This window comes from Verrucomicrobiota bacterium, assembly GCA_019247695.1.
GTDB lineage: Bacteria > Verrucomicrobiota > Verrucomicrobiia > Chthoniobacterales > JAFAMB01 > JAFBAP01.
In genome coordinates, this window is sequence record JAFBAP010000112.1 from 1 (window position 1) to 24,319 (window position 24,319).

Consider the following 24,319-nt stretch of genomic DNA (forward strand, 5'->3'; position numbering starts at 1 on the left):
TGAGGTGGGGGTGCACGACAACTTCTTTGACCTGGGGGGCCAGTCGCTGCTGCTGGTGCGGGTGCAGGCGCGCCTGGCCAAGCGCCTCAACCGCGACATCCCCATCCTGGAACTGTTCCGCCGGCCCACCATCCATGCCCTCGCCGCTTACCTCAGCCAAGAATCCCCATGAGCGCACCTTCTGACGATAATACCCGTTTCCTCGCCCATCGGCTGCAGGCGCTTTCCCCGGCACGGCGCGCTGCCGTGGAGCGGTTGCTGCGTGAGCGCCAGCGCGGGAGCGGGGTGACCTCGCCTCCGGTCCGGGATGGGCTGGCGGTTACCTCCTTCGGTCAGCAACGGTTGTGGTTCATGGCGCAGTTGGATCCGACGAGTTCGGTGTACAATACCGTCAGCACCCTGACGCTCACGGTACCGGTGGACGTGACCGCATTGCAGGCAGCGGTCGACGCAGTCGTCGCGCGTCACGAGACCTTGCGGACGACGTTTGAAGCGGTGGACGGGGAACCTTTCCAACGGGTAAATGCACACGCGGCGGTAACGGTCGAGGTGAATGTTCCCACCCTTGAATTCATTCGCCGGCCGTTCGACCTGGAGCGTGGACCGTTGGTGCGTGCCAGCGTGGCCACCGATACGGGAAAGGTGGTGGCGTGCGTGCATCATATCGTTACCGATGGCTGGTCAATGGGCATCTTCCTAAGGGAATTATCGGCCTTGTACGCCGGGCGCGTGCGCGGGATTCCGGTGGCCTTTCCTCCTTTGGCCATCCAGTACAGGGATTATGCGGCGCAGCAACGCATGGAGCTGTCCGGATCCCGCTTGTCGGAATTGTTGGATTTCTGGCGGGCCGAGCTGGCGGGTGCACCGGTGCTGAACCTGGTCACTGACCGGCCGCGCCCCCCGGTGCCGACCTTCCGCGGCGGGACGATCCCGGTGCAGATCCCGGCGGGTGTAGTGGTGAAACTACGGCGGCTGGCCCGGGAGCAGGGCGCCACCCTCTTCATGGCCCTGCTGGCCGGTTTTTCGGCGCTGCTGAGCCGTTATAGCGGGCAGGATGAAGTCGTCATCGGGTTCCCCGTTGCCGGTCGAACCCGCAGCGAAACTGAGGCGCTGATCGGATTTTTTATCAACACCATCGTCTTGCGGTGTGACCTTCGTAATGACCCCCATTTCAGGGAACTGCTTACCAGGACTCGCGATCGTGCCATGCGGGCGTACGCTCACCAGGATCTGCCGTTCGAGAAACTCGTCGAAGACCTCCAGCCCGAACGTGACCTGAGCCGTAACCCTCTGCATCAAGTCGTCCTGCACCTCATCGACTCATCATCCGATGAGGCCAGGGGCGATGCCGGCCGTCTGCACGTTAACACGGGTACGTCACCGTTCGATTTGGTGGTGCATTTAAGGGGCGCCGGCGCAGAACTGAAAGGTGACATCGAATACAGCAGCGACTTGTTCGACCAGCCCTCAGTGGAGCGCCTTGCCCGGCACCTGGTACTGATGTTGGAGAAACTGGCCGATGATCCGGATGGGCCGCTGAGCCGGATACAGATGCTGACGCCAGATGAACAGCGGCAGTTGGCGACGTTTAATGCCACCGCAAGGCCGATCCCGCCGGAGCGTGTCGTTGAGTCAATCGAAGCGCAAGCTGCCCGTGCCCCCGATGCACCCGCGGTCGGCAGGGCGACCTACCGCAGCTTGATCTATGCCGCTAACGGCATCGCCCACCAACTCCTCGCCCGTGGTGCGGGTCCGGATGCACTGATCGCGGTGTCTCTGCCTCGCGGACCGGACCTGGTTGCTGCCCTGCTCGGGATTTGGAAGGCCGGGGCCGCTTACCTCCCATTGGACCCCGATTCTCCCTCGATGCGGCGCCGCCAGATCCTGTCCGACGCCCAGCCCCTGCTCGTCTTCAATGATCCTCATGAGTTCGGTCCACCCCGGCCGCACCCTCCCGCACTGCCCGTGGCCCCAGGCACGCTCGCTTACGTAATTTATACCTCGGGTTCCACCGGCACCCCCAAAGGCGTTCTGGTGGAGCACGCCTCGCTCTCTAACCTCATCGCCTGGCACGTTCGCGAGTACCAGGTAACGGCGCAGGACCGGGCCACCCTGATCGCAAGTCCCGCCTTTGATGCATCAGTATGGGAGCTCTGGCCGTACCTTGCCGTCGGTGCGAGCGTCCATGTGCCGCCCATCGCTGCCCGATCCCCCGCCGATCTCCTTCAATGGCTGGCCGCCGAACGAATCACGATGGGTTTTCTGCCCACCCCGCTCGCCGAAGCAGTACTTGCCGAGCCGATGCCGCCGCACCTGGCATTACGCTTTATGTTGACCGGCGGGGACCTTCTCCATCGCTCACCTCCCGCCGGGTTGTCATTCGAACTGGCTAACCACTATGGACCCACCGAGACTACCGTGGTGGCCACCGCGTGTAGAGTTGAGCCGGGCACGGCCGGAGCACCGCCACCCATCGGCAACCCCATCGACAACGTCCGGGCGGTAGTCGTCGATCAGTACGGCCAACCGCTGCCGGTTGGGGTGCCGGGCGAATTGTGGCTAGGTGGCGCCGGACTTGCCCGCGGCTACCTCAACTCCCCGGAACTCACTGCCGAGCGTTTTGCGTCGTGCGACGGACAACGGATGTACCGCACCGGTGATCGGGTGCGCCGTCGTCGCGACGGCACCCTGGACTTTCTTGGCCGGTTCGATCAGCAGGTCAAGCTCCGCGGATTTCGAATCGAACTGGGCGAGATCGAAAGCCACCTGCAAGCTCACCCGAGCGTGCGCGCTGCGGTGGTCGCTGCACGTGGCGATCGCCTGGTCGCCTACGTCGTACTCTCGTCTCCACTCGAAGGAATCGATTCCCTCCGCGCGCACCTGCGGGCTCGGCTGCCCGGTTATATGGTGCCGGTTAGATTCGAGATCCTGGACGCATTGCCCATGACCGCTAACGGCAAGATCGACAGGCACGCCCTGCCGGTGCCGACCTATGATGATTCGAACTACGCAGCCCCGCGGACGCCTTCAGAGCACACCATCGCCGGGATATGGTCGGGATTACTCGGTCGCGAGCGCGTCGGTGTGTACGACGATTTTTTCGAGTTGGGTGGCCATTCGCTGTTGGCCACACAGGCAGTCTCGCGAATCCGGTCTATCCTTGGCGTTGAACTTTCCGTTGGTGCGATTTTTGACGCGCCGACGGTTGCGAGTCTCGCGGTTGCACTCACGAAGGCACCGCCAAGCGCGCCCGCCGCCCAGACCATCTCACGTGCTCCTCGTGATCGTTACCGTGCCCGGATCGGGGTGGACGGCACGCTGGTGCTCGACGAGCCGTTACGCCGGTTGCTGTACCTTGACCGGAGTTGAGGATCGGCATGGACGCCAGCATCGAGTTCGTGGAAAGCGCCGGCGAAACGACCCTTCTGATCGATGGCGGGCAGGCGATGCAGGGCTGGGAGGCGGACCTCATGCGTCGAAGCGGTGATATCCTCTGCCGCTACGGCTCCGAGTTTATGGAGGTGGGCTTGGGTCTCGGGCTCTCGGCGCTGCACATCGCCAGTCAGCCGACCACCCGGCGCCATACCGTCATCGAGCTGTACCAGCCGGTCATCGACCATTTTCTCGCCCGAACCCCCGCTCTGCCCGCGTCCCTCCAGATCATCCAGGGCGACTTCTTCGCCATGCTGCCGGCGTTGCCCCAAGGCAGCGTTGACGGCCTCTTCTTCGACCCGTATTTGCCGGCCGAAACGCGTAACGATCCAGCCTTTTGGAACGCGGTGGTTCCTTTGATGGTAGCGCTTATCCGGCCCGGCGGTGTATTCGTGCCGTGCTTCACGACGCAGCCGTACTTCCTCTTCATGCCCTTTTTTGAGCGCGCCATCATCGAACGCCGGCACTACACCGCCTACCCACAAACTGCTTATACCGTGGCGAGCTCAGGTCACGCATTCATTCAATGCTATTTCACAGCCGGCTGACGCGCCCGAGCCTATCGTGCCTGCGGCAGTATGGTGACGATCACACTTCCGGGCGCGCCGGGAGACATCGTGGTTGCTAACTGGGATGAAGCCGACCCCTTGGCCGGGATATTCCGGTCGAATCACACGACAACGCACTGGCCACGTAACGTTTTTGCGTATTCGACTTGTTCCAGGCCTGCCTGTTTGAGAGTTGCCGTTTGCACCGTCGCCGGCGTGATCCTGAGGGTGTAGGCCGGATTTGGTGGATCAATCAGCTTATGCATCACTCGCGTCGAATCACCAATCCCGAATCCCCAGCCTGATCCCGTATTGTCGGCTATCTGCCTTAAGTCGTCCACCAGAGTCGCTTCGGCTTGCCAGCCAGTCTTCCAAACTGTCCACGACGGCTGGTCAGGGTCCTTGGCCCAAAAGGTTGCTTTGATCCACTCCTGCCGGGGCCAGTCTTGAATGCGCCGGTTGGACTATCGAACCGGCTGATCGGGCCGAGAGCATTACAATGAGCCGATCGCCCCGGGGCGGCAAGGCGCCGAGTAAGCTGGATCGCCGCAACGCTTTTTGTGCAAGGGTGAAAACCGTTGGGAATGGATTTACGAATAGAAACATATGGCACGTGTCATTGTGACGGGCGGTAGTGGTAAAGTGGGCCGGGCATGCGTTGCAGAACTCCTGCACCACGGCTACGAAGTGTTCAACCTTGATGCCCTGCCGCCGGCGGAAGAACGCGCCCGGTTCACGCAAGTTGACCTCGCCGACTATGGCCAGACCATCGATGCGCTGTCGGGTGTGGATGAACTCTACCGCCACGTGGACGCTATAGTGCACTTGGCTGCCATCCCGAGGCCCTCGGCATACCCGAATGCCGTGACCTTCAGGGTTAACACGCTAAGCACTTACAACGTCTTTGAAGGCGCGCGCAAGCTGAACATCAAAAACGTGGTGTGGGCGTCCAGCGAAACGCTGCTGGGCCTTCCCTTCGAGGCGCCGCCGCCGTACATCCCGCTGGATGAAGAGTACCCCGCCCGCCCGGAAACCGCGTACTCGCTGTCGAAGCTGTTGGGCGAGGAGATGGCCAAACAATTCTGCCGGTGGGACCCGGAGCTGAAAATTGTGGGGTTACGCTTCTCTAACGTTATGGAACCGGACGACTACGCGAAGTTTGCGGGGTTCGATGCCGATCCGAATCTGCGCAAGTGGAACCTGTGGGCGTACATCGATGTGCGCGACGCCGCTCAGGCGATCCGCAAAGCCCTGGAGGCGCCGCTCAAAGGATTTCAGGCGTTCCTCATCGCCAACGCCGACACCGTCATGAGCAGGCCCAATGCGGAATTGATCGCCGCCGCCTACCCTGGAGTGCCGCTGAGCAAAGAGGTCGGGCCGAACGAGACGCTCCAGTCCATCGAGAAAGCCCGGCGTGTGTTGGGCTACGAACCGCAGTACAGCTGGCGGAGCGAAGCGACCGTTCAGAACCGGGCAGCAGGATGAACCACGTGCGGCCTGAGCCCATGAACCTGGCCAGGCAAGAAGGGCCGGACGCGGCAGTTCGTGCTTGTTCATGCGTTCAGGCGTTCAGGCGTTCAGGCGTTCAGGCGCCGCCTTGCCGGCGACCAATGCCTTGTTAAACGCAATTATTAAAAGCGGTTGAATAATGTTCATGTGAACACTATCCTTGGCCAGCGCGCTCACCACGAGGCGCACTGGACATAAAACGAGTATGGCTGCAAAGAATAAATCCCAAGGAGAAAACCTGCCTTCCAACGCACGGAAAGATCCGGACGATTGGGTTACCAAAGATGAACCCAGTACCGGGGCTCAACGTTCTTACCTGCATACGTTGGCTACGGAAGCCGGTGAAGACCTCGACGAAAATCTTACGAAAGGCGAAGCCTCAAAGAAGATTGAGGAACTGCAGCAAAAGACCGGGCGAGGATCGAAGTCCGAGTAGCGGTGAAAGATAGTGAGTCGGGGATCCGCTCCGTGTAGCGGAAGGTGAGGTTTCAAAGTGCTTGCGCCAGTTAGAATACTGACAAATCTAACCTGGCGTTGAGCTTTCGCTCCAGCACACTCCCGATCAGCTTTCAGGTTTGGCAACGGGAGTATAAAAGATTGTCGCGTCCTCGCCCGGTGAGACGCCCGCGTTCCGGCCCTGGGATTCTAACCGGCGCCTTTGCTTGCCGCCGGCGAAAACGCCCGGAGGTCGCGGGAAATGAACCAGATTCCGCACAACCTTCTACGCGGAATCGGCAGTACCACCCTTGGCTGCATGCCGGTCTGGCCCGGTCTCACGCATGAGGTGGCCAACGCGGGCGCTATCGCGCCTGCCGGGCCGTCCGGACCCTCGGATGCACGAACACGAAAAGGAACGGCCCCTTAAACGTTTATATCAAACAAGGGATTTACTTGACCTTTTAAAACGGTCGTTTTAATCTGGGGCATGGTGGTTCACGCAGCTAAAGGTAACGCCCCTGAACGTCGTGAGGACACGACGCGCGCCAAGATCCTGAGCGCGGCCGGCGAGGTCTTCGCCGAGCAAGGCTTCGAGGGCGCCACCATTCGCGCCATCACCGAAAGGGCCGGGGTCAACATTGCCGCGGTCAATTACCACTTCCGCGATAAGGCTGAACTTTACGCTCGCGTGGTCGTGGATGCCTGCCTGGCGAGAGCGGCGTTTCGCGAGGTCATGGCTGAGGCTGGCGGGTCACCGGAGGACCGGCTCCGCAGCCTAATCTGCCACTTTCTCGAATTCTTGCTCGATCCGGCTCAGCCGGGATGGAAACGGCGTCTGATGGCCCGCGAGATGGCTAACCCGACCACGGCGCTGGACGAACTGGTGGAGAAGAATATCCGGCCGCTGCGAGATGAATTTCTCAGGCCGGTCCTTCACGAACTTACCGGCGGATGTTTCAACCAACGCCAACTCAGCTACATCGGCTCAAGCGTCATGGGTCAATGTCTCTATTTTCTCCAGTCCCGGCCCATCATCGAGCGCCTGAATCCCGATTTTAGCGTCGGCAAGGCCGAAATCGCCGAGATTGCCGAGCACATCACCCGCTTTTCGCTGGCCGCCATCACGGAACTGACCCGTCAGGCGCGCGCCACCCGTCAACCTTGACTTAACCCGCTCTGCCTCATGAGTGCCTCCTCCGTTGCTACCCCACGTACCGGCTTCAAAGCCGCGGACGGCAATCGGCCTGCGGTGGGCGGCCAGATCGCCGGTCCTTCCAATGCGGCTCCTCGAAAACCGAAGCGGTCCGCTCGCCGTCGTGCCGTGCTGTGCGCCATTGGCGCGCTTGGCTTGGCCGGTGCCGCTTACTGGTACCTTGGCAATGCCGGTTATGAAACGACCGACGATGCTACCATCGAAACGCACGTCATCCAAGTCAGCCCTAAAATTTCGGCGCACGTCAGAGCAGTCCATGTTGACGATAACTATGAAGTCAAGCGGGGCGATCTGTTGATCGAACTGGACCCGCGCGACTACGAAGTCAACCTCGCCAGCGCCGCCGCCAGCCTTGCCTCGGCTCAGAGCAAGCTGACCGAAGCGGAGGCTCAACGGCAGGTGGCTCAAGCTGGCCTCGGCCAGGCAAGAGCGGACCTCGAGGGCGCCCAGGCAACGGCGGATAACGCCGAGGCCGATCTCAAGCGGAACGAGAAACTTTATCAGACGCGGGTGATCGACCGGCGCGAATATGATGCCTCGGTCGCCCAAGCCAAAAGCGCGGACGCCAACGTGGCGTCCGCAACGAAGAAAGTGGGTTCGCAAGAGGCGCAACTCCGGCTGGCGGCCGCGCAGTACGCCACGGCTGCTTCGGAGATACAACAGGCGGAAGCACAACGGCAGCAGGCGCAGCTGCAATTGTCATACGCCAAAATCTTCGCTCCTTTTAGCGGCCGGGTGACGAAGAAGAGCGTTGAACCCGGTAACTACGTTCAACCGGGGCAAACCCTTTTTTCGCTCGTTCTGCCTGAGGTTTGGGTAATCGCCAACTTCAAAGAGACCCAGCTAAAGGGTATGAACGCCGGCCAGCCCGTCTCGGTGCGGGTTGATGCGATTCCCGGCCGCGCTTTCAAGGCGCACGTCGAGAGCTTTCAGGTGGGCACCGGCGGCCGGTTCACTTTGTTGCCGCCGGAAAATGCCACTGGTAATTTCGTTAAAGTCGTCCAGCGGGTGCCGGTTAAGATTGTGTTCGATGAGCCCCCAGCGCAGCTCGCGCGGCTCTGGGCCGGCGAGTCGGTGGAACCCAGGGTCAACGTTCGTGACGTCGTTGCAGAGCGCAGCCGTCGCGCCGACCCGCTTCCGCCGGCCGTCCTCGGCGCAGCGGACCCTGCCGCGGCGGCCGCTGAACCATAAGTTGGGGCTGATCTTCCGAAACCGAGACTAAGCCGGACGGCAAATGGTATGAGCCACACGATCACGCCAAGCGGGCGCACCATCAATCCGTGGTGGATCGGCCTGACGCTGACTCTTGCCACTTTCATGGAACTGCTGGACACCAGCATTGCCAACGTCGCGTTGCCGCACATCGCCGGGGGCCTTGGAACCAGCCTCGACGAAGCCACCTGGGTGCTGACCAGTTACTTGGTGGCTAATGCGGTGGTCCTGCCGCTGAGCGCCTGGCTGAGCCGCGCGTTCGGCCGGAAGAACTATTACATGGCTTGTGTGGCCCTTTTCACGCTCAGTTCGTTTTTGTGCGGGGTGGCCCCGAACCTCGGGCTGTTAATCTTCTTTCGGGTGTTGCAGGGCGTGGCCGGAGGCGGCCTCGCCCCTTCGGAACAGGCGATGCTGGTGGACGCCTTTCCGCCCGCCAAACGCGCCGCGGCCTTTGGCCTTTACAGCATGGCGATCGTGTTGGCGCCGGCCCTCGGACCAACCCTGGGCGGGTGGATCACCGATAATTCCACCTGGCGCTGGATCTTTTTTATCAACCTCCCCGTCGGCCTTCTATCGCTCTTCCTGACCAGCCAGTTAGTAACCGACCCACCTGCGTTCACCGAGGAGCGCCGGCGGGTTAGCCACTCGGGCCGGACGCGGATCGATTATGTGGGGATTTTGCTGATCGCCGTTGGTCTTGGCTGCCTGGAGGTGGTCCTCGACAAAGGTCAGGAGGATGACTGGTTCGGCAGCCCGTTCATCACCGCGTTCACGGTAATCAGCGTGATTGCATTAATCGCTGCGATCCTTTGGGAGTTTCACCACCAGGATCCGGTCGTTGATCTATCGCTGCTGGCAAACCGGAATTTCGCCCTCGCTTGTGCGCTCTTCTTCCTGTTCGGATTTATCCTGTTCAGTACCACCGTGCTGATGCCTCAGCTGCTGCAACTGCTCGACCGGTACGACGCCACCACGGCGGGAATGGCCCTCACGCCCGGCGCCCTCGTCATTGTGGCCATGGCACCGTTTATCGTGCGCCTTATTCCGATCGTCGGGGCGAAACGACTCATTTTTACCGGGTTCCTCTTTTTGGCGATAGCGGTGTGGCGCCTGAATCATCTTACCCTGCAGGCGGACTACTGGGTCTTCGCACGCGCGCGCATGCTGCAAGGCTTTGGGCTGGGTTTTCTGATCGTCCCCATCACGCAAGTTGCCTATTCCTATCTGCCGGCGGAGAAGAATAATAAGGCGAGCAGCCTGACGAACTTGTTTCGCAACGAAGGCGCCAGCTTCGGCATCACGTTTGCCAACACCGTCCTGGCGCAACGCGCCCAGTTTCACCAAAGCATTCTCGCGCAACACCTGACTGCCGACCGTTCGACTTATCGCGATTGGCTTCAGCAGGCCACCAGCGCCTTCGTTCACGCCGGGTACTCCGTCCTTGAGGCAGCCAAGCGGGCGGAGGGTCAGCTCTACGGCGTGCTTACTCAGCAGGCGTCGCTTCTCTCTTATTTCGACTGTTTTGCCGGTTTGATCCTACCGGCCTGTGCCGGACTGCTTCTGGCGGTGGCCATCAAAGGTTTCAAATCCCCCAATCAACCGGCTGACGCGCATTAAAGGGATTTGCTTGCCTGTTAAATGCTGGCTCGGAAGGTTTGTACCGCCTGTAGAACCAAGCAGAAGCTCGGAATCGTCGAAAACATAAAACCCTTATGCCGCGCCATTACGACCACATCGATTTGCGGGTGGGCAGCCTGACGGCCGTCCGCGAGTTTTATGAACTGCTGCTGCCGGCGTTGGGTTTTACGCGGCAGATGCGAATTCCCGGCTGGCTGCAGTACGAAGCCCCGGCATCGGATGGCCGACCGGAAGCATTTTTCGGAGTAACGGAGTCGGCTGGGCATGTGCCCAATGCAAACCGCATCGCCTTCTGGGCGGAAAACCCGGCGGAAGTCGATCGCTTGGCCGAGGTGGCCAGTCGCGCAGGTGCCCGCCACGTGGAAGGCCCCGCATGGGAATCCCCCACCTATTATGCGGTTTTCTTTGAGGATCCGGGGGGCAATCGGTTAGAATGCTGCCACCGCGTTCTCAAACTTTAGATCTTACTGTTGTGGCAGCCTCAAAACATCAACGGCCCGGTTCGAAAACCTCCGCGCCTTCAGGACCGTATGATACCGTTTTGACGGCCATGGAGGTAAAATCTTATCGTCTTTCCGGGTGCCCTGCCGGCGTTACACCTATCAGACCGTATAAACGGTCTAGGCCCAATGGGCCGTAAGACGGTCTCCCGGCCCGTTGGACCTAAGACCGGTTCAACCAAGTACGGAGCATCCGCCGGCGCCGACATCCCCTGAGCCGACATTCTACCCAGATAACTCTCTGAATGGTATTAGGTGGGAATGGCGGGATGCTCAGGGCCGGCTTAAGTGAGAACGGGACCAGTCACACGACGCCGCGGCAAAACACGGCTGGTACGCGGCTGGTATAAGAATGCCAAAATGTCCCGCTAAGGGTCGGTTAATCTCGTGAAACCATCATCGCTCCAGCGTTCGCTGCCTACCCCGTGATGCACGACGAAGAGGCCGTCCGGATCATATTTATCCTTGACCGCGAGTAGCCTGGCGTAATTCGAACCCCAAAAGGATTGCTGCCATCCGTCGTCGAAGAAATTGCTCTCTGCCACATAGGAGCCGGGGTTCGCAAGCACCTTGCGTACTTCGTTCATGGCTCGATCGATCGCCTCGGCCTGACGGCGGGCGGTCGGCAGGTCCGGTTCGTGACCTGGGATGCCGGGATACGCCGGCGGTCCCTCAGCGCCGCTGATCATCAGGGCAAAGGCGTCTAGAACGGCGGGGTTCATCGCCGTGTCTTTCGCGGCAGCGACGACTTCGGGTGGGGCGCCCGCAAGGCCCTTGTTGAAGTGTAAGGACACGCGCCAATGCCGGGAGGCCGCGAACACGGCTTCGGCAAGGTGCGCCTGCTGATCCGCTTGGAGAAGGGCGGCAGGAATCCAGGCGGATTGGTAGCCGTGCAGAACCTGGCCCGCCTCCTGCAGGTTGCTCGCCCAGAATACGTTGGCTTCGGGCGCGCCGGGACGGTCATCGGCAAGCACCAGTCCGGGAAGTTTTCTTAGAAATGCGGGATCCCAAAAGTGCTGGGCCGGCCCCGCGGGGATCAACGGCCCTGACGCGATGCGGAAATCCTGTGGGGCGTCTGCCACCCACTCAAAGAACGGCTGCCAGACGGCCTTGGCCTGCTGCTGGTTAAGCCCTTGGAACACCATCAAAATCATGAGCGCGTTGTCGGGCCGGAAGGCCATTTGTTCGCCCCAGTGGGGGTTGAACAGCGCTTCGTGATAAAATTCCAAGGCCTTGCCGACCAGACGGCGGAACGCGCTTTCAGAGGTCGCCTGGATGGTGGTGAAGACCGCGCCGAAAAACTCCGGCAGACGATGCGTCCGCAGCGTCAGTCGAGTCACCACGCCCAGGCTGCCGCCGCCGCCCTTCAGGCCCCAGAACAGGTCCGGATTCGTGCAGGCGTTGGCGATCCTAACGACGCCATCGGCGGTAACAACCTCAGCTTCCAACAGGCTGGCCGCCGCCATCCCGTAGGCTTTCGAGAAGCTGCCGAAACCGCCGCCCTGGACCAGGCCCGCGACGCCGACGGTCATGCAGCCGCCACCCTGCACGTAGCGTCCCCCCTTGGTGGTTACGGCCTCGTAAACGTGCCCCCACACCGCCCCCGCGCCGACTGTTACGGCCTCCTCCGGTGGATATTGCCCGGCGCACCCGGTTCCCACGAAGGCATCGTGCAAAGTGACGCCGTGCATCCTCCGGGTCCAGATCAGCAAGGAATCCGCGGCATTGGAGGTGCCCTGATAACTATGACCGCCGCCTTTCACGACGAGGCGCAACCGGTTCTCGCGGGCGAAATTGACAGCCGCCACCACGTCATCGGCGGTTTCGGCGGCCACCGCGTAAGCGCTCGGTCGGGATGTCCAGCCGCCGACCCAGCCGAGGGTTTGCGTCAGCCCAACCTCGTCGCCGAGGTAGTAGGGATTCCTCAGTTCCTTGAAAAGTTGGGCGCAGTTGGAGCCCGGCGGGGCCTCCAGGCAAGCCGCCAGCGGCGACCGAACCTTCAAAAGGCGGCCCCGGACTTCCTGGTTAAGACGGTTCCAACCAGCTTCGGAGGGCCACTCGGGGTCAGCCGGACGGGCGCGTGACGCGGTACGGGTGACCGTCTCTGCCTGCAACGGGCCCGACATCCACCGTCCAATGTGCGTCAGGAAGGGAATCGCCGTGACCATCTGCAGCAGACGCCTGCGGGTCATCCGGCTTCTTTTCGCTGGCTGGTCCATGCTCGCTTGTTTCTCTGAGATAAATGGGGTACGCGCCCCATGCCGTCGCAGCTTACCACCACCAGGTCTGCCGGCGCAAACCATCGGGCGGCCATAAACGCCGCCACCTGGTCGGCGACATGCGCGGTTTGGGTCCTTCGCTCAGCCCTGGGTCGTGCGAATCCGGCGGGACGGCTTGCCGTTCGGACAGATCGTGGACTTCAGGCGCAAAACACCGTCGTGCCCATACCTTTGGTCGACGTGAATCCAACGTAAAATTTTTTTTGGGTTTCTTTCAGCTTCGCTTCAGGTTGCGGTGCAATATTGTCAGCACAGAAACCGAAACCATTGCATCCTCCCATGCGCTCCATACCACCTCCTCGAGCCCGCACGAAAACGTCTCCGACCGCTCCCGCCGTGGAATCGGACACCCCTTCGGAGCCATCCGCCGTTTCCACCTATTCCTCCTCTCGTCCGCTGACCAAAAACAAACACCTTCTCAGGTGGGTCGAAAAGATCGCCGCTCTCACGCATCCGCAGTCGATTCACTGGGTGGACGGCTCGGAGGCCGAATACGAGGCGCTCTGCGCGCAATTGATCGCAGGCGGCACTTTCATCAAGCTCAACCAGGAACTTTGGCCGGGCTGCTACTACGCGAAATCCGATCCCGGCGACGTCGCGCGCGTCGAGGACCGCACCTTCATCTGCTCGCTCTCAAAGGATAGCGCGGGGCCGACCAACAACTGGGTGAACCCCTATGAAATGCGCCACAAGCTCAAGCAGCTCTTTGCCGGCTGCATGCGCGGGCGCACCATGTATGTGCTGCCGTTCAGCATGGGACCCCTCGACTCGCCCATGGCGCAGATCGGCGTGCAGCTCACCGACTCGCCCTATGCCGTTGTCAATATGCGAATCATGGCGCGCGTGGGCCTGCCCGTTTTCAAGGAAATCGACGCCAGTACCAAACGCGTTGTGCCTTGCGTCCATTCGGTGGGTGCGCCGCTTAAACGCGGTGAGAAAGACGTCCCCTGGCCGTGTAACGCCGACAAATACATCGTGCACTTTCCCGAGACGCGCGAAATCTGGAGCTACGGCTCCGGCTACGGCGGAAACGCCCTGCTCGGCAAGAAATGTTTCGCCCTGCGCATCGCTTCCAACATCGCCCGCGACGAAGGCTGGATGGCCGAACACATGCTCATTTTGGGCGTCGAAGACCCGCGGGGTGAGAAAACCTACGTGGCGGCGGCTTTCCCAAGCGCTTGCGGCAAGACCAACTTCGCCATGCTTATCCCGCCGGCTCATTTCCAAGAGGACGGCTGGAAAATCTGGACCGTCGGCGACGACATCGCTTGGCTGCGGCCGGACGCCGAGGGTCGCCTGCGGGCCATCAACCCCGAGGCCGGCTTTTTCGGGGTCGCTCCCGGTACCTCGGCCAAAACCAACCCGAATGCCATGGCCACCTTGGCGAAAAATGCCATTTTCACCAACGTCGCTCTCACACCCGAAGGGGGCGTCTGGTGGGAGGGCATGACCGACACACCGCCTGCCGAGTGCCTCGACTGGCAGGGCCAAAAGTGGACGCCGGAAATCGGCCGGCAAACCGGCGCAAAAGCCGCGCATCCCAACGCCCGTTTTACGGCACCCGCCGCGCAATGCCCCACCATTGACCCTGCCTGGGAAGACCCAGCCGGCGTGCCCATCAGCGCCATCATTTTCGGCGGCCGTCGCGCCACCACCATGCCGCTCATTTACCAAGCCTTCAACTGGAGTGCAGGCGTCTATATCGGCGCGACCATGGGCTCCGAGATGACCGCCGCCGCCGCCGGGACCGTCGGCAAGGTGCGCCGCGATCCGATGGCGATGCTTCCCTTCTGCGGCTATCACATGGGAGATTATTTCCGTACCTGGATCAGCATGCAGCGCTCCCTCAGCGAGACGCCCCGCCTCTTTCATGTGAACTGGTTTCGCAAGGACGCCGGCGGTAAATTCCTCTGGCCCGGCTTTGGGGAAAACATGCGTGTGCTCAAATGGATAGTGGACCGCGCGCGCGGCCGCAGCGTGGCGAAGGAAACGCCGCTCGGCTGGCAGCCGCGCTACGAGGACATCGACTGGACAGGCCTGGACTTCTCCAAAGAACGCTTTGAGGAACTTCAGCGCGTGGACCGCGCTGCCTGGCGCCAGGAAGTGATCGGGCATGAGGAACTATTCCTTGACCTCCACGATCATTTGCCCAAGGAGATGGTTTACGAGCGCGAACTCTTGATCTGCCGGCTGTAAGCGCCGTCGACGCACTGCCGGGGACGAAACCGCACCCGCGCTTGATCCGAGAATTCAAGCCCTCCGGTTACGGCGCAACGGCGCGCTAAAGCCTGTATCGGTCTAGCCCTGGTGGCTGCTCCTCTTCCGGGGGAGCGCACGCGCCCTCGCGTGCGCTCCCGGTACGCAAAAGTCTTTTGAACGATTGTTTGCTGGTAATGGCTTGCATACCCCTGCAAAACGCTTCAATCCAGGATCGCGATGCCAAAGCAACCGCCGCCCGCCGGGACGACGGCATGCTCGGGCGGCTAAATCGCGCCGCCGCGAGACGACGGACGGGACACTGCCGAACTTTCCGTGGGGGATTTCGGGTGCACCACAAGGAAGCCGCGAACGTGTCGGATTCTTCCACTGCCGTACAGCAGGTGCGACCCGTTGGGCGGCAGGGGATAGTAAACGTGGGTGGTGCTTTTTCGAATGACCATAAAAGGTTTACTCCTTTCTTTGGAGTTACCGCCACGATGCTACGGCGAGATCGGCGTGTTCGCTATGGGCCAAAAGACCCGCGATGAAACGTGCCTCGGAACCTGAAACAGAATGTCTTGTCTCCCGATCTTGAAGGATTTCTGAATGCCGAACAAAAATCTCCCCCCGGCACAGGCTGGGCGGTGCACAAATCGTTCCGGCCTCAGGTCACCCCAAGGTTTCTTCCGGTTTCCTGCGCCCCTCCATAAGGGTCCCGACGCTTTGCCGCAAGACGCCCACTCCGGTGGTGGGCTTGCTTTTGCGAAGCCGATCTTGATAGATATCGTCTCCGGGCTGGAGCCCTCATCATGCGCATCAAAATAATCAATCCTAACACCAGCAGCAGCATGACCGAAAGGATCGGGCTGTACGCCCGGCGGTTCGCGGCGCCGGGAACGGACACCGTCGCGGTCAGTCCGGACTTCGGCCCGCCTTCGATCGAAGGCTACTACGATGAGGCGCTGGCGGTGCCGGGTTTGCTTGCGGAAATTCGCCGGGGGGAGGCTGAACAATTCGACGGCTACGTGATCGCATGTTTTGGGGATCCCGGCTTGTTCGCGGCGCGCGAACTTGCCCGTGGTCCCGTAGTTGGAATAGCGGAGGCGGCGATGCATTTTGCCAGCGTGGTCGCCCCGGGATTCAGCGTTGTCACGACGCTGGCTCGAACCTGCGGGATGGCCTGGCACCTTGCCGAAATTTACGGGATGAAACGATTCTGCCGCAACGTGAGGGCGGTGGAAATTCCGGTGCTTGATCTATCGGATGCAAAGGTAGCACCTCTCTTGATCGAAGAGTGCAGACGGGCTTTGATTGAGGATGGGGCTGGAGCGATCGTGCTCGGCTGTGCCGGAATGGTGGACCTGTGCGAGACCATCAGCTCCGAAATCGGCGCCCCGGTCGTCGACGGCGTCACTGCCGCTGTGAAATTCGTCGAATCACTGGTGGCCCTGGGCCTATCCACGAGCAAGCGTGGTGATTACGCCTCACCTCTGCCGAAGAAGTATCTCGGTTTGCTCGCCGGCATGAGCCCCACGTAGCCCGGCTGCCGCTTCGGAAGCTATAGTTTTGACCTGGGCGCCTTTCTTCCTTATCGATTTGAACTTAACTGCGTTATACAATGAAGATAATTCAATTTCATCGCCGCCAGTTCCTGAACGGAATTGTGCTCGTAGCGCTTGGATCGGTGTTATTTTCCGGTTCGCTTCTCGCCGAGGACGTTCTGAAGATCGGCGTACTCGGTGTGATGAGTGGGCCCGCTGCTTCGTGGGGCCTCGTCAACAAATATTGCGCCCAAACTTCAGCCCAATTATACAACGAGCAGGGCGGGTTTGAAATCGGAGGCAAGAAGTACAAGATCGACGTCGTTGCAGTCGACGACAAAAATGATCCCAAGTTAGCCGTGTCCGGCTGCGAACGTCTGACCAAGCAGGACGGTATCCACTACATCATCGGGCCGAATGTCGACACGACGGCTACGAGCGTCCAGCCTGTTGCCGAAGCTTCGGGCGCCATCTACTTCCCGTATGCTTTCCAAAAGTCCCTTTATTCACCCCCGCATGGCAACGCAGTCCTGGGAATGATCGCGTCTTACCAGGCCGGGCCGATTATTTATAAATACCTGATGGAGAAAAAGGGCGTAAAATCAGTGAGCTTTATTGCCCGCAACGAGTCGGACCCGCTCAATCAGCGGGATGAAGGCGTCCAGGCTGCCAAGAAACTCGGTCTGCAAATCAAATCTTCCAACGACACCTACGAGCCGGGCACCACCGACTTCTTTCCGGTGATGTCGCGCGTCGTGAGCAACGGCGCCGACCTCATCGTCCTCTCCGGTGTTGCACCGGCTGATGCGCCACTCTTGCTCAAAAGCGCCCGTGAACTCGGCTTCAAGGGGATTCTCTCGACGGAGACCGCCCAGGATATCAAGATTCTGAACGAAGTCGCGGGGCCGGCCGCCGAAGGCTTCATCTCCGTCGGAGGCGCCAGCACACCTGAAATCCGTAGTCCGGAGATGGAAAAGTTTGCAGCGCGTTACACGAAAGTCGCGGGGGAATGGAATGACGAGGCCGGGACTAAGGTCTACGCCCTGGAGATAATCCTGCAAACCCTCCGAACGGCGGGGCCCGAGGCGATCAATAACGTCGACCTATTTAAGAGGGCAATGGACAGTTTCAGCATGAAAAACCCGTTCCTCAAAGAGGATAAGCCGCTGAAATATGTGGGTACGGCTTACTTTTCACAAGCCCGGCAGATCGGAGTCCCCATGGTAGTCAACGAAGTCAAAGGCGGTAAGTTCCAGACCCTGTTTGTCGGCAGCGTCGAGTGATCGGGTTTCGCCGGCCCGTCCCGGCAACCCCCTTTGCGGCGATTCGAGATTCGAAACGGAGGACACGATTCTGCAACAAGTGCTGCTCAATGGCGTCGTACTGGCCGTCAATTACGCCCTGATCGCGCTGGGAATCACCTTGATTTTCAGCATCATGAACATTCTGAACTTTGCGCATGGGCAGATGTTCATGATCGGTGGGTTCGTCGTCTATTACTTTTATGGCCTTTTCGGCGTCAACTATTTCGCCGGCCTCGTTGCAGTCGTTGTCGTGCTCGGCCTGGTAGGATGGTGTTTTGAGGCCTTCTTCTTCAGGCGAATGCGCAAGATGGCAACCCGGGAAGAGAATGCCATGCTGCTTGCTGTCGGTACGGCCCTGCTGCTGGAGAATCTCGCGCTTACTTTCTTCGGAGAAAAGCAGCGGGGCGTGCCTCCCGTTGTGAGTGGTGTATTTAGGATCGGAGACGCCTTTCTGCCGGCCGGCCGCCTGCTTGTCATGGTTCTTGCCCTCGTCCTCATCATCGGCCTTCTCCTGTTTGTTCAATATACAAAGCTGGGACGTGCCCTGCGCGCCCTGGCTCAGGATCGCGAGGTAACCTACCTCATGGGCGTTAACGTCGATCGTGTAGCTGCACTCGGTTTTGCCCTTGGCGCGGCGCTCGCCGGTCTGGCCGGTGGTCTTCTCATAACCGTCTTCGGGATCAACTCCGGCGTCGGGACCGTATACTCCATAAAGGCCTTCATCATGATTATGATCGGAGGTGCCGGTATCGTGCCCGGAGCGATTCTCGGCGCGGTAGTGCTGGGATTTGCCGAAGCGATTGGTTATGCGCTTCTGCCGGGGTCGATCACCTATCTTTTGATCTTTGTCGGTTTAATCGTCTTCCTGCTGTTCCGGCCGCAGGGACTAATGGGTAAGCCATGGGGGTAAACAAAACGATCAGATGCACCAGGTGACTGACGATGGCGGCCAGACAACGGCCGGCGAAGCAGGTGATGCTCTTACCCCTCGACGAATCATTCGGTTTACAGGTTTTGTCCTCCTGCTGTTCGTGGGAGTGCCGGTGATCCTCGGGAGATGGCCCTACTTCATTACGGTGCTGACCAACGCCGCTGTTTTGTCGTTTATCAGTCTCGGCGTGTGGATCACTTTCTCGATCGGGCGCATGAATCTGGCGCAGGGTGCATTTGCTCTGGTCGGCGGCTACGTGACCGCCATCCTCGCCACCCGCTACGGGATTTCATTCTGGGTCTGCCTGCCGCTATCGGGTCTCGTTTCGGCTGCCCTGGGCGCGCTGATCGGCTGGCCCATGCTCCGGCTCAAGGGCGTCTATTTCGCAATGACGACGCTGAGCCTGACGGAGGCCATCAGGCTGCTCGCGCTTAACGGCGGCGACGTAACGAAAGGCGCGACCGGCATCGTCAATGTCCCTCCCCCCGGAGCCATACGGGTCCTCGGGCTGACGGTTTTGCCGCCGTTCAGTAGTGCCGATCCCATGCCTTATTATTTCCTTGCCTCTGCAATGCTGGCGCTCGGGCTGATCGGCGTCTGGCGACTGTCGACCAGCCGGCTCGGCTGGGTGTTCCGATCTCTCCGGCAAAATGAAGATCTCGCGACATCGATCGGCATTAACGTCGCGAAGTATCGCGTCATGGCCTTCTCCCTGTGTTGTTTCATGGCCGGAATCGGGGGTGCATTTTTTGTCGCGTCTCAGCAGAACATTTACCCCTCCAGCTATACCGTCGCGGATTCCGTGAATTTCCTGCTCTACTGCTTCCTTGGTGGGCTGGACTACCTGTTTGGCCCGGTTGTCGGTGCATTCCTCCTCGTGATCGCTTTCGAGCTTCTGCACGCGATCCAGGACTATCAGACCCTCATCTACGGCGCCCTGATGATCTTCTGCATGCTCTGCCTGCCAAACGGTATTTTGAGCCTCCGCCTGCGCCGCGTTGGCGAACGCCAAAACTCCAAGGCATAGCCCATGCCCATCCTCGAGGTTCAGGGAATAACCAAGCGTTACGGCGGTCTGATCGCCGTCAATAACGTGAGCTTCTCGGTTGAAAAGGGAGAAATCGTGGCCGTTATCGGACCTAATGGAGCGGGTAAGAGCACGCTGTTTAAGTTGATAAGTTCCTTCGTGCCGCCGACCTCCGGCAAAGTGGTATACGGCGGACAGACGATCACCGGCCTGCCGCCTCATGAAGTTGCTCGACGGGGCGTGGTGCGGACGTTTCAGGAGACGACGATCTTCAAAGAAATGACGGCCTTGCAGAACGTCATCGTCGCTCACCACCTGCGCTGTAGTGCTTCAGCCTTCGGCATTTATTTTGCAACTCCGAAGGCGCGTGCGGACGAGGTAAGGTTCCGGGAACGTGCGACAGAGATCCTGGACTATTTGGGTTTGGGTGCCGTAAAACGCCTGCGGGCGCGCAACCTTCCTCATGGCCATCTGCGCGCACTCGGCATCGCAATTGCAATGGCGGCCGAACCGGCCTTGTTATTACTCGACGAACCCTTCGCCGGCATGAATCTCGAAGAAACGGATGTAGCCGTAGAAATGGTGCGCGGCATTCGCGACCGCGGCGTGACGGTTGTACTCGTGGAACACGATATGTCGGCTGTCATGCGGATCAGCGACAAGATCATCGTTCTGAATTTCGGCCTCAAAATCGCGGAAGGCGCGCCGGCCGAAATCCAGCGGAACGATGCAGTGATTGAAGCCTATTTAGGCCGGCCCGACGACGAATTAGGACATTGAGCCATGTATTTCGAGCTCCGGAATATCAGTGTCTTTTATGACAAAGTGCGGGCCCTTGATAACGTGTCGTTGAATTTGGAGAAAAGTGAAATTGTCGCGCTCATCGGTGCCAACGGCGCAGGCAAAACGTCGACGCTCAGGGCCGTTACCGGTCTGGCCAGGCCTACAGCCGGGGAAATTTGGTTCAATGGCCGGCGCATCGACAAGCTCGATCCGGCTGCCATCGTCGGGCTCGGCATTTCAATGGTGCCGGAGGGACGCCATGTCTATCCCTTCATGTCTGTAAAGGACAACCTGCTGATGGGAGCCTATCTGCGCAAAGACAAGGGAGGGATCGAGCAGGATCTGCAGAAGAGTTTTGCCCGTTTCCCGCGGCTGAAGGAGCGACTGCGGCAACAGGCCGGCAGTCTCTCCGGTGGCGAGCAACAAATGCTTGTCATCAGTCGCGCCCTGATGGCCCGCCCGCAGCTGATTCTTCTGGACGAACCTTCGCTCGGGCTTGCGCCCATGGTCGTCCGTGACATCGCTCGGGCCATCGTCGAGATCAATCGCGAGGAAGGAATCAGCGTCATCCTCGTCGAACAGAACTCTCGGATGGCCCTCAAAATCTCGAATCGCGCCTACGCCCTGGAAACCGGCCGGATCGCGCTGACGGGCAAGTCGGCCGATCTGCTCAATGACGATCACATTCGCAAGCTTTATCTTGGCCTGGCGCGATCGTAAGTATCCGGCGGACGCCCCCAGTTCGGGCGGACGCCATCCGCGTTGCGCTCGTACGGCAGCTTTGCCGTTGCCCGTCGGGATTTCGCGAATTACGAGGTGAAGGTCCAAGCCTCCGAAGCGTTCACTGTCAACCGGTCATTGCGACCCTGCAGATGGCCTTCTTGGGTGAGCCGCTCCCGGCCCGCGGGGCCGGCTTCCCGGCTTTCGTTTGGCTGGTCTCACTGCCGGGCCCGCGCTTTATCAAAGACATCCACGAACTGCCGGTAGCGCCGGGCAATCTCGGCGACGGCAGCTTCCCGCGGCGTCTTCTTTTCCCGCCACTCGACCAGCGGCTCCCAAAAGACGGTGCGCCCGACGGCAAATCCGATGAAGCCCGGCACCTGGGCAGCGGTCGTTAGCCATTCATGAACCTTTTCGTCGTTTTCGCCCCGGCCCAGGATAATACAGCCCACTTTGTCCCGGCCATCACGGCGCGCCGCGGCCACCACCTGCTCGCAATCTTCCTGGCGGTCGAGGCCCTCGATCTTCCAGACGTCCGGTTCCACGCCCGCGTCCTGAAGCTGCCGGATCGTCCGGACCATCAGCCGGGGCCGGATCTCCCGGTCATAAGCAGCTTTATCCCCGTGAACCTCATCCAATTCCTCCTTTTCCGGCGGCACCAGCAGCTCGAACATGAAGCGGCTGCCGCCCTCCGTGTGCAGGTAATCCGACAGGCGCCGCAGACGGGCGGCTTGCTGCTGGTTCAGGGCTTGGTCGCCCTCCGGGTTGTACCGCACCAGCACCTTGCAGAAGGTCGGGTGGAAGGCCTCGATGTGCTGGGCAAACGCCTCACCATACTCAAAGTCAAACTCGTCCTGGCCGCTCTTTTCGGCCGGACAGGCAGTTGCGTAGCCGTGTGCGGCGGCGTCCCGCAGGATGGCCGCGCCGAACTGCTCGTCGACCAGAATGCCGGCCTTCTCCTTCGGTACGCCTTCGGCAATAGCGGCCTTGAAGCCGTTATAGATGACCTGCTTGGCGTCGGCAATCTGCGCGGTCTGCTCCGGCGTCAGGGTGCCCTTCCAGCCAAACATCTTGGTCTGGAAGGAGCCCCGATGGTCGAAAGGTTGGATGTACAGGGGCTGATCGTAGCCGAGGGTCATGACGTTTTGCCTTTCAGCCGGCGGTAGCGGCGGATGAGGTGGTTGGTCGAGCTATCGTGACCCAGCTCCGCTTCTCCTTGGGATTCAAGTTCCGGAACGATGCGTTGGGCCAGCACCTTGCCCAGTTCCACCCCCCATTGATCGAAGGAGTTGATGTCCCAGATGATCCCCTGGGTGAAGACGCTGTGCTCGTAAAGGGCCACCAGTTTGCCCAGGGTTTCCGGCGTGAGCCGTTCGGCCAGGATGGTGTTTGAGGGCCGGTTGCCCTCAAAGACCCGGTGGGGCACCAGCCAGTCCGGGGTATTCTCGGCTTTTACTTGCTCGGCCGTCTTGCCAAAGGCCAGCGCTTCGGCCTGGGCAAAGACGTTGGCCAGCAGCAAGTCGTGATGGCGGCCCAGCGGGTTAAGGGAGTGGACGAAGGCGATAAAGTCGCAGGGGATCAGCCGCGTTCCCTGGTGAATCAACTGGTAGAAGGAGTGCTGGCCGTTGGTGCCCGGTTCGCCCCAATAAATCGGCCCGGTCGGGCAGTCCACGCTTGTACCCTGAAGGGTGACGCTTTTACCGTTGCTCTCCATCGTCAACTGCTGCAGGTAGGCCGGGAAGCGCTTGAGGTATTGCTCATAAGGCAGGACCGCCACGGTCTCGGCGTTGAAGAAGTCGGTGTACCATACGGTCAGCAAGCCCAGGAGCACCGGCAGGTTGCGCTCGAAAGGCGCGGTGCGGAAATGCTCATCCATCTGGTGAAAGCCGTCGAGTAACGCCCGAAAGTTCTCCGGCCCGATGGCAAGCATCGTCGACAGGCCGATGGCGGAGTCCATCGAGTAGCGGCCGCCCACCCAGTCCCAAAAGCCGAACATGTTGGCCGTGTCGATACCGAACTCAGCGACCTTCGCCGCATTGGTCGAGACGGCGACGAAATGCCGGGCCACGGCCTTGGGATCGCCCCCAAGCCCTTTGAGGGACCAGTCGCGCGCACTGTGGGCGTTGGTCATGGTCTCCAGGGTCGTGAACGTTTTCGAGGAAATGATGAAAAGCGTTTCTGCCGGGTCGAGGTCGCCGGTTGCCTCCACAAAATCCGTGCCATCGACATTGGAGACAAATCGGAACGTCAGGGCGCGATCGCTGTAATGCCTAAGCGCCTCATAGGCCATGACGGGCCCGAGGTCGGAGCCTCCAATGCCGATGTTGACGACGCTGCGAATGCGTTTACCGGTATGGCCCTTCCACTCCCCGCTCCGAACCCGATTGGAGAATTCAGCCATGCGATCGAGCACCTCGTGCACTTGGGGCACCACGTTCTCGCCATCCACGACAATCGACGCCTCTCGCGGCGCGCGCAGGGCCACGTGCAAGACGGCCCGGTTTTCCGTGACGTTGATCTTCTCACCCCGGAACATGGCGTCGATCCGGGCGCGCAGGCCGCATTCCTCGGCCAGTTGGAGCAGAAGCCCGAGTGTCTCGTCGGTAATGCGATTTTTTGAGTAATCGAGGTAGAGCCCCGCCTCTTCGATCGTCATCCGCTCGCCGCGTCGGGGGTCATCGGCAAAGAGCTTCCGCAGAGACAATTCCTGAACTTTCTTGTGGTGAGATCCAAGTGCCTTCCATGCCGGGCGTGCGGTGAGTGATGGAGAATCTGCTCTCATTTTGTATTCCTTTGGTGTCCCTTTTAGATCAGGTTAGAATAAGCTTCTACGCAAAGTACAAGGCCTGCCAACGCTCGTTGCCGCGGTAGCGGTCGGCGACTCTGGCGCGCAACGACGGGGGCGAGCGCAATTAAGGGTATTGGCAGTAGTAAGTACCGAAACCTGGGACAAGGGCAATGTCAAAGGTTTTAAGCGAAACGGGTTTTCCTGGTGCAGTTTCAAGTGAGCCATCGGGCGAGCGGCGGCCACTCGTTACCACTGAC

General features: G+C 60.5%; 20 protein-coding genes. 16 read left to right on the forward strand and 4 right to left on the reverse strand.

The annotated features are described in order from the left end of the window. From JO015_12865 to JO015_12875, 3 genes are all read left to right on the forward strand, one after another. A partial coding sequence (locus tag JO015_12865; GenBank protein MBV9999988.1) for a hypothetical protein occupies window positions 1–172 on the forward strand: 172 nt, incomplete at its 5' end. Continuing rightward, window positions 169–3,369: an amino acid adenylation domain-containing protein gene (locus tag JO015_12870; GenBank protein MBV9999989.1), complete on the forward strand. Its 3,201-nt coding sequence runs from the start codon at window positions 169–171 to the stop codon at window positions 3,367–3,369. The genes JO015_12865 and JO015_12870, both read left to right, overlap by 4 nt. An 8-nt stretch (window positions 3,370–3,377) precedes the next feature. Further along, a complete protein-coding gene (locus tag JO015_12875; protein MBV9999990.1) occupies window positions 3,378–3,980 on the forward strand; it encodes a class I SAM-dependent methyltransferase in 603 nt (200 codons plus the stop codon). A 122-nt stretch (window positions 3,981–4,102) separates the two neighbouring features. Here JO015_12875 and JO015_12880 read toward each other — a convergent pair whose 3' ends face one another. Next, on the reverse strand, window positions 4,103–4,246 hold the full coding sequence (locus JO015_12880) for a hypothetical protein (GenBank protein MBV9999991.1): 144 nt from the start codon (window positions 4,244–4,246) through the stop codon (window positions 4,103–4,105). 340 nt (window positions 4,247–4,586) lie between these two features. Here JO015_12880 and JO015_12885 point away from each other — a divergent pair, with 340 nt between their 5' ends. The 6 genes from JO015_12885 to JO015_12910 all read left to right on the forward strand — a co-directional run bounded on the left by JO015_12885 (window position 4,587) and on the right by JO015_12910 (window position 10,451). Next, window positions 4,587–5,465 carry an NAD(P)-dependent oxidoreductase gene (locus JO015_12885; GenBank protein MBV9999992.1) on the forward strand — a complete coding sequence of 293 codons (879 nt, stop codon included), beginning with the start codon at window positions 4,587–4,589 and terminating at the stop codon, window positions 5,463–5,465. Between the two features lie 229 nt (window positions 5,466–5,694). Further along, on the forward strand, window positions 5,695–5,925 hold the full coding sequence (locus JO015_12890) for a DUF3072 domain-containing protein (GenBank protein ID MBV9999993.1): 231 nt from the start codon (window positions 5,695–5,697) through the stop codon (window positions 5,923–5,925). Window positions 5,926–6,414: 489 nt separating this feature from the next. Beyond that, the gene (locus JO015_12895; protein ID MBV9999994.1) at window positions 6,415–7,092 is read left to right on the forward strand and encodes a CerR family C-terminal domain-containing protein; all 678 of its coding nucleotides are present in this window, start codon (window positions 6,415–6,417) and stop codon (window positions 7,090–7,092) included. Between the two features lie 18 nt (window positions 7,093–7,110). Next, complete coding sequence (locus JO015_12900; protein MBV9999995.1) at window positions 7,111–8,331, forward strand: HlyD family secretion protein; 1,221 nt, start codon at window positions 7,111–7,113, stop codon at window positions 8,329–8,331. 48 nt (window positions 8,332–8,379) lie between these two features. Next, on the forward strand, window positions 8,380–9,969 hold the full coding sequence (locus JO015_12905; GenBank protein ID MBV9999996.1) for a DHA2 family efflux MFS transporter permease subunit: 1,590 nt from the start codon (window positions 8,380–8,382) through the stop codon (window positions 9,967–9,969). A 95-nt stretch (window positions 9,970–10,064) separates the two neighbouring features. After that, entirely contained in the window at window positions 10,065–10,451 is a 387-nt protein-coding gene (locus JO015_12910; protein ID MBV9999997.1) for a VOC family protein, read from the forward strand. A gap of 407 nt (window positions 10,452–10,858) precedes the next feature. Here JO015_12910 and JO015_12915 read toward each other — a convergent pair whose 3' ends face one another. Further along, a complete protein-coding gene (locus JO015_12915) occupies window positions 10,859–12,682 on the reverse strand; it encodes an FAD-binding oxidoreductase (protein MBV9999998.1) in 1,824 nt (607 codons plus the stop codon). Between the two features lie 366 nt (window positions 12,683–13,048). Here JO015_12915 and JO015_12920 point away from each other — a divergent pair, with 366 nt between their 5' ends. The 7 genes from JO015_12920 to JO015_12950 all read left to right on the forward strand — a co-directional run bounded on the left by JO015_12920 (window position 13,049) and on the right by JO015_12950 (window position 21,274). After that, entirely contained in the window at window positions 13,049–14,965 is a 1,917-nt protein-coding gene (locus tag JO015_12920) for a phosphoenolpyruvate carboxykinase (GTP) (GenBank protein ID MBV9999999.1), read from the forward strand. Window positions 14,966–15,777: 812 nt separating this feature from the next. Beyond that, the gene (locus JO015_12925; protein ID MBW0000001.1) at window positions 15,778–16,506 is read left to right on the forward strand and encodes an aspartate/glutamate racemase family protein; all 729 of its coding nucleotides are present in this window, start codon (window positions 15,778–15,780) and stop codon (window positions 16,504–16,506) included. Window positions 16,507–16,586: 80 nt separating this feature from the next. Then, on the forward strand, window positions 16,587–17,792 hold the full coding sequence (locus JO015_12930; protein MBW0000002.1) for an ABC transporter substrate-binding protein: 1,206 nt from the start codon (window positions 16,587–16,589) through the stop codon (window positions 17,790–17,792). A 70-nt stretch (window positions 17,793–17,862) separates the two neighbouring features. Then, the gene (locus JO015_12935) at window positions 17,863–18,723 is read left to right on the forward strand and encodes a branched-chain amino acid ABC transporter permease (protein MBW0000003.1); all 861 of its coding nucleotides are present in this window, start codon (window positions 17,863–17,865) and stop codon (window positions 18,721–18,723) included. Window positions 18,724–18,736: 13 nt separating this feature from the next. Beyond that, window positions 18,737–19,771, forward strand: a complete 1,035-nt coding sequence (locus tag JO015_12940) for a branched-chain amino acid ABC transporter permease (GenBank protein MBW0000004.1) — start codon at window positions 18,737–18,739, stop codon at window positions 19,769–19,771. A 3-nt stretch (window positions 19,772–19,774) separates the two neighbouring features. After that, the gene (locus tag JO015_12945; GenBank protein ID MBW0000005.1) at window positions 19,775–20,551 is read left to right on the forward strand and encodes an ABC transporter ATP-binding protein; all 777 of its coding nucleotides are present in this window, start codon (window positions 19,775–19,777) and stop codon (window positions 20,549–20,551) included. Window positions 20,552–20,554: 3 nt separating this feature from the next. Then, entirely contained in the window at window positions 20,555–21,274 is a 720-nt protein-coding gene (locus tag JO015_12950; GenBank protein MBW0000006.1) for an ABC transporter ATP-binding protein, read from the forward strand. Between the two features lie 218 nt (window positions 21,275–21,492). Here JO015_12950 and JO015_12955 read toward each other — a convergent pair whose 3' ends face one another. Together JO015_12955 and pgi are read right to left on the reverse strand one after the other, a co-directional pair. Then, window positions 21,493–22,413 (reverse strand): DUF2090 domain-containing protein, encoded by a 921-nt coding sequence (locus JO015_12955; protein ID MBW0000007.1) that lies wholly within the window; start codon window positions 22,411–22,413, stop codon window positions 21,493–21,495. Beyond that, entirely contained in the window at window positions 22,410–24,056 is a 1,647-nt protein-coding gene (pgi, locus tag JO015_12960; GenBank protein ID MBW0000008.1) for a glucose-6-phosphate isomerase, read from the reverse strand. The genes JO015_12955 and pgi overlap by 4 nt, the downstream gene beginning before the upstream one ends. Window positions 24,057–24,319: the final 263 nt, after the last annotated feature.